The 8,325-nt window shown below is 62.1% G+C and carries 9 protein-coding genes; all 9 read right to left on the bottom strand.

What is annotated here, in order from left to right:
• Positions 1–751: FAD-binding oxidoreductase (locus NUW23_04730; GenBank protein ID MCR4425481.1), on the bottom strand; the 751-nt coding region annotated here is incomplete at its 3' end.
• Positions 744–1,031 (bottom strand): (2Fe-2S)-binding protein, encoded by a 288-nt coding sequence (locus NUW23_04725; protein MCR4425480.1) that lies wholly within the window; start codon positions 1,029–1,031, stop codon positions 744–746. The genes NUW23_04730 and NUW23_04725, both read right to left, overlap by 8 nt.
• A complete protein-coding gene (locus NUW23_04720; GenBank protein ID MCR4425479.1) occupies positions 1,015–2,124 on the bottom strand; it encodes an NAD(P)/FAD-dependent oxidoreductase in 1,110 nt (369 codons plus the stop codon). Before NUW23_04720 ends, NUW23_04725 begins: the two co-directional genes overlap by 17 nt.
• Entirely contained in the window at positions 2,111–2,425 is a 315-nt protein-coding gene (locus tag NUW23_04715; protein ID MCR4425478.1) for a (2Fe-2S)-binding protein, read from the bottom strand. Before NUW23_04715 ends, NUW23_04720 begins: the two co-directional genes overlap by 14 nt.
• Positions 2,426–2,552: 127 nt before the next feature.
• On the bottom strand, positions 2,553–4,286 hold the full coding sequence (gene recN, locus NUW23_04710) for a DNA repair protein RecN (GenBank protein MCR4425477.1): 1,734 nt from the start codon (positions 4,284–4,286) through the stop codon (positions 2,553–2,555).
• Between the two features lie 24 nt (positions 4,287–4,310).
• On the bottom strand, positions 4,311–4,763 hold the full coding sequence (argR, locus tag NUW23_04705) for an arginine repressor (GenBank protein MCR4425476.1): 453 nt from the start codon (positions 4,761–4,763) through the stop codon (positions 4,311–4,313).
• A gap of 42 nt (positions 4,764–4,805) precedes the next feature.
• Positions 4,806–5,624, bottom strand: coding sequence for an NAD(+)/NADH kinase (locus tag NUW23_04700; protein MCR4425475.1), 819 nt, complete (start codon positions 5,622–5,624; stop codon positions 4,806–4,808).
• 25 nt (positions 5,625–5,649) lie between these two features.
• Positions 5,650–6,474 carry a TlyA family RNA methyltransferase gene (locus NUW23_04695; protein MCR4425474.1) on the bottom strand — a complete coding sequence of 275 codons (825 nt, stop codon included), beginning with the start codon at positions 6,472–6,474 and terminating at the stop codon, positions 5,650–5,652.
• The coding region (gene dxs / locus NUW23_04690; protein ID MCR4425473.1) for a 1-deoxy-D-xylulose-5-phosphate synthase at positions 6,458–8,325 on the bottom strand (1,868 nt) is incomplete at its 5' end. The genes dxs and NUW23_04695, both read right to left, overlap by 17 nt.

The raw sequence follows: 8,325 nt of genomic DNA, 5'->3' as shown, positions 1-8,325 counted from the left end.
GCCTGTGATGGAAAGAGATGACCATCGGGTCTTGAATCGGCTCAACCGGCTCTGTGACAAGAATCTGGTGACGCTCTGCCCACAGGGGAAGCTGGAGCCCGGCCATGGCTGCTACGACCCCCGCGTACGGGCCCGCACAGTTCATCACAGTTGAGGTGTGTATCGTCCCCTTGCTCGTGTGAACCGAGCGGATCCGCCCGGCCTTGACATCGATCCCTGTGACTTCGGTTCTCGTCCGAATGTCCACTCCAAGCCTCGCCGCAGCTCGGGCGTATGCCAAGGTCACGTGGAAGGGATTGGCATGCCCATCCTTCCGGCAGAAGGTCGCACCCACCAACCCTTCCGTGTTCAAGTAGGGCACTATCCCCCTTGCCTCAGCCGGAGAGAGCATTTCCACCTCGATCCCAAGACTCCGTTGAAGTTCGACGTTTCTCCTGAACTGCTCCCACTGCTTGTCGGTGTACGCCAGGATCAGGTAGCCCCCTTGGCGGAATTCCACCCCGGGAGTGTAGTCCAGGTAGTCGTCCATTGTCTCGAAGATCCGTACCGACTCTCGGGCGAGTGTGCAGTTGGTCACCGTGCCCCACTGCTGCCTCACCCCTGCGCCGCACCTGCCGGTGGACCCGCACGCGAGAAAGCCCTTCTCGAGGAGGATCACGTCCCGGCATCCTGCCCTGGCAAGTTCAAAGGCGATAGCTGCGCCGACGACTCCCCCGCCGATGACGACAACATCAGCTGTATCCTTACTCATCGTCATCGCCCCTCGCAATTGTCGACAGAGGCACAGGCCTCGTTGGAGGCCGGAAAGTCGGCATCTCCACATGCTCGATGGGTATGCCGCAAGAAGCCGCGAGTTCACGGGCTACCAGTTGCCTGCACGTCCTTCCCTGGCAAGGGCCCATCCCCGCCCGCGACACCCTCTTTATCTCATCGATGCTCGTGAACCCTTCCCGGATCAACCGTTTTATCTCAGCCAGGGTTACATCTTCGCACCTGCAGATAATGACCTTCTCCTCATCGGCCTCCGCCATCGCCGGCACCCCCTTCGAGCACTGTGACGCACTGCATGCCGCGGCAGATCTTCTCACCTGTTGGGCCTGATCGTATCGCCTGAAGGTCCCGGGCCAGGATATCGAGTCTTTCCCTGTGGCCCGGCTTTTCGAGCCCCAGGGACATGACGGCGGAGATGCCTGCGATTTCTCCCTGGATCATCGCGGAGCTCGCTTCCTCAACTCCGCCCACATCCCCCGCTATGTACACGGACGGGTTTGAAGTGCGAAGGCACGAATCTCGAACAGGCACGTGGCCTCCGAGTTCGGGCACGTACTTCATCTCACACCCCGCCTGCCATAGAAGATCCGACAAGGGCGTGAGCCCCACAGCAAGGCAGATGACATCACACTGCACTTCGGTTTCCGTGCCGGGCACAGATCTCCAGCGGTCATCGATGCGCTCCATCACCGCCCCACTGACGCAGTCCTCACCCACTGCCCGTACGATAGTGTGAGATGTGAGAATGGGCACTCCCGCCCTTCTGAGCTTCGCGGCGTGAACGAGGTACCCTCCGATCCTGGGCATGGCCTCGAGGACCGCCACAACCTCCACCTGTGCCTGGAGGAGTTGGTAGCTGACTATGAGGCCGATGTTCCCGGATCCTATCATCAGCACTCTCCGCCCAGGTAGGACCCTGTGGACGTTCATGAGCGTCTGCACCGCGCCCGCCCCATACACACCTGGCAGGTCGTTATTCTCGAAAGCCAGCATTCTCTCGGCAGCGCCTGTGGTCAGGATGATCCGTCTGGCCTGGACCTTGATGAAGTTCCGCCCTTGCTCGACGCCGACTATTCCCCCCTCGTAGTAGCCGACTGCGTTCGCGCCCAACAGCATTTGGGCATTTCCGACTGGTCCCAATTTGCTCGCAAAAATGCCGGGAATCTGGATTCCTCTAGTCCCGGCGAATTGTCTTTCCGATCCGAAGAACTTGTGGGTCTGCTTGATCAGTTGCCCGCCCGGAACGTCGTTTGCGTCTACGACAAGTGTCCGGGCACCTGCTTCTGCACAGGCGCACGCCGCAGCGAGACCGGCCGGCCCCGCGCCCACGACGAGGACGTCAACTTCTCTCAACCAGATCACCTTTGCCTTCCTGGGTTATCACAGCCATTCCCTCACGGAGCGGCTCGACACAAACCCTGACGTTGGGGACACCGTCCACGGTCATGAGACACGACGAGCAATTCCCTATGGCACAAAAGAACCCCCGAGCGCGCCCAGTGTTGGGGCTGCGACGGAGGATTCTCACGCCCGCCGCATGCAGTGCCGCGGCTATGGGCTCACCCTCTATGCCTGTCATGTCTCTGCCGTCCAGGCTGAACTTCACCTCCCGCCCGCGTTTGGACTCCAGTACAGGGTGGTCGTAGATCCTCACAGACGGCGGCCCGAGGTCGCTCGGCCGAAGACCCGCCCCGGGCCCTTCCCTCCCCGCATATTCCTTTGGCTTATCAGGATTTCAACAAAGACAACACAAATCCTTCCTGCAGTGGGAGAACACGACTTCAGGGAAACAGTGGGTGGAAACGGCGGAGCATCTCCCGGGCATGGGCGACTGTGACCGGGGTAGGGTTGTCCCCTCCCAGCATCCGCGCGACCTCCGCCACCCGATCTTCAGCCGACAAGGCACGGGCCATGACAGCGGTACGGCCGCCGGACTCAGCTTTTGCCACCGTCAGATGATGGTCTGCGACCGCCGCTATCTGAGGGAGATGAGTCACGACCAGGACTTGCCGGACTCTTCCGATCTCTTTGAGCCTGCCCGCCACCGCGACAGACGCCTCCCCGCCGACTCCCTGGTCTATCTCATCGAAGACCATGGTCGGCATGTCATCCACCACTGCAAGCACTGACTTGATGGCGAGCATGACCCGGGAAAGCTCGCCTCCGCTGGCGATTTTGGCAAGCGGGCCAAGGGCCTCCCCCCGGTTCGCTGAGAATAGGAACTCCACTTCGTCGACACCGTCTGCCCGCGGGGCGCACGGCTCACCCTCGACCAAGATCTCACCCGGTCCACGTCTCCGCGCGAGGTGTACGCTGAAGGTGGCATTGGGCATGGACAGGCCGGTCAGTTGCTCACAGACTCGCTCCTCGAGCACGCGCGCTACGCGAGCCCTTGCACTGGATAGAGCTGACGCGGCCTCACCCATCGCCGCCTCGACTGCCGCAATCTCCCGCTCAAGCTCAGAAGCCCTACGGTCCACTCCGGCCGTCCTTTCGAGTTCAGCCCGGGCGGCACGGCCGTGCTCAATAACCTCGGACAGAGTGCCCCCGTACTTCCTCTTCAGCCGGGCGATCAGCGCCAACCTCTCCTCCACCTGTTCAAGCCGGGCGGGGCTGAAGTCTACGGAATCACGGTAGGCACGAAGGGCACGCGCTGCCTCCGCCAGCTGAAGGTATGCTGCCTGAAGAGTATCTCGGAGTGGCGACAGTGCGGGATCCATCTTCGCGGCCGACTGAAGAAGGGTCACGGCATCCCCCACTGAGTCCTGGGCAGCGCGGGAATGCCCCTCTGCAGACTCGTAGATGAGGGCGTAGGCGCGGTTCACCGCGTCGTACAGCCGTTCAGCGTTGGTGAGGACCGTTTTCTCCGCCTGGAGCTGGACGTCCTCGTCGGGTGACAGGCGGGCGGACTCGATCTCAGAGGCTTGAAATGTCAGAAGATCGATGCGGTGCTCGCGTTCCCTCGCACGCGAGCGCAAATCGGACAGCTCGGAGGAGATTGCGCGCCACCTGGAGTGGAGCTCACGGAACCCCGCCAGAAGGCAGGAGAGGTCCTCCCCTCCGAACGAATCGAGAAGGCTAATGTGCCTACCGGGCCTGGCGAGTGACTGGTGTTCGTGTTGCCCGTAGATGTCCACCAGCTGTTCGCCGATTGCGGAGAGAGTCGACAGCGTGACCGCACTCCCGTTCACCCTGCACCTGTTCCTGCCCGTACGGGAGATCTCGCGGGTCACCAAGAGGGTACCGTCGGGTTCTGGGTCGATACCACACCCAACGAGGGTCTCGGCTACGGACTCTAGGCCCGGAATCTCGAAAACCGCCTCCACTACGGCGGTCTCCCGGCCGGATCGGATCATCTCAGCCGAGGCTCTCCCCCCGATGGCGAGGCCGACACAGTCGATAACCAGTGACTTGCCTGCCCCCGTCTCCCCGGTGATCACGTTCAGGCCCGCCCCGAACTCGACCGCCAGTTCGTCTATGAGGGCGTAGTCTCTGACCCTGAGTTCCGCAAGCACAACGGCCGCCCCCTTGGGCTTGGGCTATCTCCTGAACCGGTTCAGCCTTGCCATGACTTCCGCAACAGCGTCCCTGGGTTTCACCACCACGAAGATAGTGTCATCCCCGGCAAGGGTGCCAACTACTTCAGGCCAACTCAAGTCGTCCACGACCGCCCCCACGGCCTGGGCCGCTCCCTCGACGGTCTTGATCACCACGAGACTCTCGCTGTCCTCGATGCTCACTACGTTGTCCCTGAACATGCGCTCGATTCGCCGGTTCACGTCGTCCACGTTCCGGTCGAGAGGAATGGCGTACCGGTAGGTTCCGTCCCCAGAAGGGACTTTGATGAGCCTCAGTTCCTTGATGTCCCGGGAGATCGTCGCCTGCGTGACTGAGATGCCATCCTGGATGAGTTCGCGGGCCAGGTCCTCTTGGGTCTCGATGGCCTTAGTCCTGATAATGTCCAGAATCCTCTGGTGGCGTCTGGCTTTCACCTGCGATGCCCTCCCCAGCGCTCATGCGTGAACACCGAATCGTCATAACCGATCCTGCTTGAGCCTCTCTCTCAGAATACCGTAGAATCCTCTCTTTCTCAACCGTATGAATCGGGTCTTCTCGAAAGACCGCCTCACCAGGATCACGTCTCCCGACTGGATCTCGTAGCCCACCTGGCCGTCCACGGTGACCGCGACCTCCTCGTGGGGAGCCTCGACAACCACCCGCACCTGATCTGACCCGGCAATCACGAGAGACCGGGAGAAGAGCGTGTGGGGGCATATGGGGGTGATGATCAGCACATCGATGGTGGGACTGACGATCGGCCCTCCCGCGGAGAGTGAGTACGCGGTGGACCCTGTGGGGCTGGAGATAATGACTCCGTCCGCAGGGAAAGTTCCGAAGTGCTCGTCGTTGACATCGATGCCGAGCCGTATGATCCTGGCAAATGCACCTTTGCTTATGACTATGTCGTTGAGTCCGGCAAGGGTGGTGATCTCCTGCCCAGCTCGGACCACAGACGCCTCCACCATGTTCCGCTCGTCCAACGTATACTCCCCACGGACCAGGGCCTCCAGGGCCGGCACGATATTCCCTGGCTCCACCTCCGTGAGGAAGCCGAGGTTCCCCATGTTCACTCCGAGTATGGGCACCTGCATCTCAGCGGCTCTCCTCGCCACCGAGAGCAGAGTGCCATCCCCTCCCAACACGATCACGCAGTCGATGTCCGGGGAGAGAGATTCACCGGGACCTGACTCAATGACTGTGGAGACTCCAGCCCGCGCAAGCCATGTCTCGATCTGGGAGCCCACCCGCTCCGCCCCTGGTTTCGCTCTCTGGATCACGATCCCAGCTCTCACTCAGCATCCCCTCCTTCGTCTGCGTTCACGTCTCCTTCGAGTGGGCCTGCCCTACCACCTGCTGCGCCAAGGCCTCGAACTCGCTTTCTGACTCGAAGCCTCCCGGGATTCCCCGGCCGAGGTGAACAAGGAATTCCGCGTTTCCCTCAGGCCCTCTGATAGGCGACGGCGTGAGGCCGAGCACCGCAAACCCCGCTCCCTGGGCAACCCCGGCCGCCCTTTGAATCACATCGAGGTGGACTTCAGGCGACCGCACAACCCCTCGCTTGCCGACTTTCTCCCTGCCCGCTTCGAACTGGGGCTTGATGAGGCAGACCGCTTGGGCCACAGGGGTGAGGACAGCGGCAAGCGGAGGGATGATCTTGTCGAGGGAGATGAAAGACACATCCACCGTGCCGAACCCAGGCGCATCGGGAAACATCTCGGACGTCAGGTAGCGGGCGTTGGTCCGCTCCATCACCACTACTCTGGGGTCCTGCCGGAGCTCCCAGGCGAGCTGACCGCGGCCGACGTCGACCGCGTAGACCTTCGCAGCGCCTCTCTTCAGAAGACAGTCAGTGAATCCTCCGGTGGAGGCCCCGATATCGACGGCTACCAGGCCGGTCACGTCCAGCCCGAATTCATCCAGGGCGTGCGCGAGCTTCATCCCGCCTCGGCTGACGTAACCCGGGCCTGTCTGGATCACCAAGATCTCGGCGTGCTGACTGACTAGCGCCCCGGGCTTGTCTTCCCGAACCCCATCGACGAGCACGTTTCCGGCAAGGATTTCCCGCTTCCCCGCCTCCCTCGTCACGGCGAGGCCTCTTTCCACCAGGGCCTGGTCGAGCCTGACTCTAGCCCTGGGAGGCATACTTGCCACCACCCGTGGAACGTGACGCCAGCATACCCTGAACAGCCGACGCGATGCCCCGCGCATCCAGCCCGATCTTGGAGAGAATCTCCTGCCTCGTCCCGTGCTCCACAAACCTGTCAGGAATACCCAACCTCGACAGTGCAACGTCTGACATTCCGGCTTCTGCCAGCGCCTCGAGAACTGCCGAACCGAACCCTCCCGGAAGGCAGGCGTCTTCCACCGTCAACACCGTCCCTGTGGATTCAGCGACCCTGAGCAAGAGGTCGGTGTCGAGAGGCTTGACGAAACGGGCATTCACCACAGCGCAGCTAATTCCCCTCCCGGAAAGGAGCCTGGCCGCCTCAAGTGCAGGCCAGACCATGGGCCCGAGAGCGAAGATCGCGCAGTCCCCGCCCTCGCGCAGGACCTCACCGCGCCCGACTTCCAGGGGTTCGAGGGGAAATGCCACCGGCACGCCCCTCGCCTCGGAACGGGGATACCTGACCGCACAAGGGGAATCCAGTTCAAGACCGGTGTGGAGCATCCTCATGAGCTCGGCCTCGTCTTTGGGCGCCATGAGCACCATGTTCGGAACGTGCCTGAGCAGGGCCACATCGAAAGATCCCTGGTGGGTGTAACCGTCCTCCCCGACGATGCCCGCCCGGTCGAGCGCCAGCATCACTGGGATACGCTGGAGGGCGACATCGTGCACGACCTGATCGTAGGCGCGCTGGAGAAAGGTGGAGTAGACAGCCACCACAGGCCTCATCCCCTGGCTCGCCAGGCCGGCCGCGAGTGTGACCGCATGCTGCTCGGCGATTCCCACGTCGAAGAACCTGCCAGCACAGACCCGTGCGAACTCGGACAGGCCCGTCCCATCCTTCATCGCGGCGGTGATCCCCACCACCTTGGGGTTGACCTCAGCCGCGCGAACCATGAACTCTCCGAAGTACGATGTGAAAGTCCTGACATCCTCCCCGACAGGCTTGCCCGTTCGCACATCGAATGGGGCGGTCCCGTGGAACCGGGACGGGTCAGCCTCTGCCGGGGCATAGCCTTTACCCTTTCTGGTCACGGCGTGGACGAGCACAGGACCACCGACTCGCTTTGCATGTTCGATGGCGCGCTTGACCGCGCGGATGTTATGCCCATCGATGGGCCCGATATACATGAAGCCCAGTTCCTCGAAAAGCATTCCCGGCACGACCAGGGATTTTACGCCCTTCTTGACATTGTCGGCGAGGCGCGCAAGGGGCTGCCCCACCAGAGGAACCCTGGTTAGAACGTGCTCCAGCCCTCCCTTGAGCCTCTGGACCCTGGGGTCTGTGCGAAGGTTCCCCAGGTACCCGGCGAGCGCGCCCACGCTTCGTGAGATCGACATCTCGTTGTCGTTAAGAATGACAATGAGATCCGTCCCGATGTGGCCTGCGTCGTTCATGGCCTCGAAGGCCATTCCGCCTGCAAGCGCACCGTCGCCGATAACCGCCACACACGCGTAGTCCCTGTCGCCGGAGATGTCACGGGCAAGGGCCATACCCAGGGCTGCAGAGATAGACGTGCTGGAATGCCCTGTGCCGAAGGAATCGTACACACTTTCCTCACGCCTCGGGAACCCACTGATGCCGCCTTCCTGCCGCAAAGACAAAAAAGCTCCTCGTCTTCCCGTGAGGAGCTTATGAACATAGGACTGGTGGCCCACATCCCAGACCACCTTGTCTCGCGGCATGTCGAGGGCGAGATGGATGGCTATGGTAAGTTCGACCACACCGAGATTGGGGGCAAGATGCCCCCCGGTGCGCGAGACTGTCTCGACCAGGAACTGCCTGATCTCAGTGGCCAACTCGCGGATCTCAGAGTCCGAGAGTCTCT

This window comes from Bacillota bacterium (assembly GCA_024655925.1).
Taxonomy (GTDB): Bacteria; Bacillota; DTU025; order DTU025; family JANLFS01; genus JANLFS01.
Note: the sequence above shows the minus strand (reverse complement) of the source record. Positions and strands in the feature narration are given on the sequence as shown.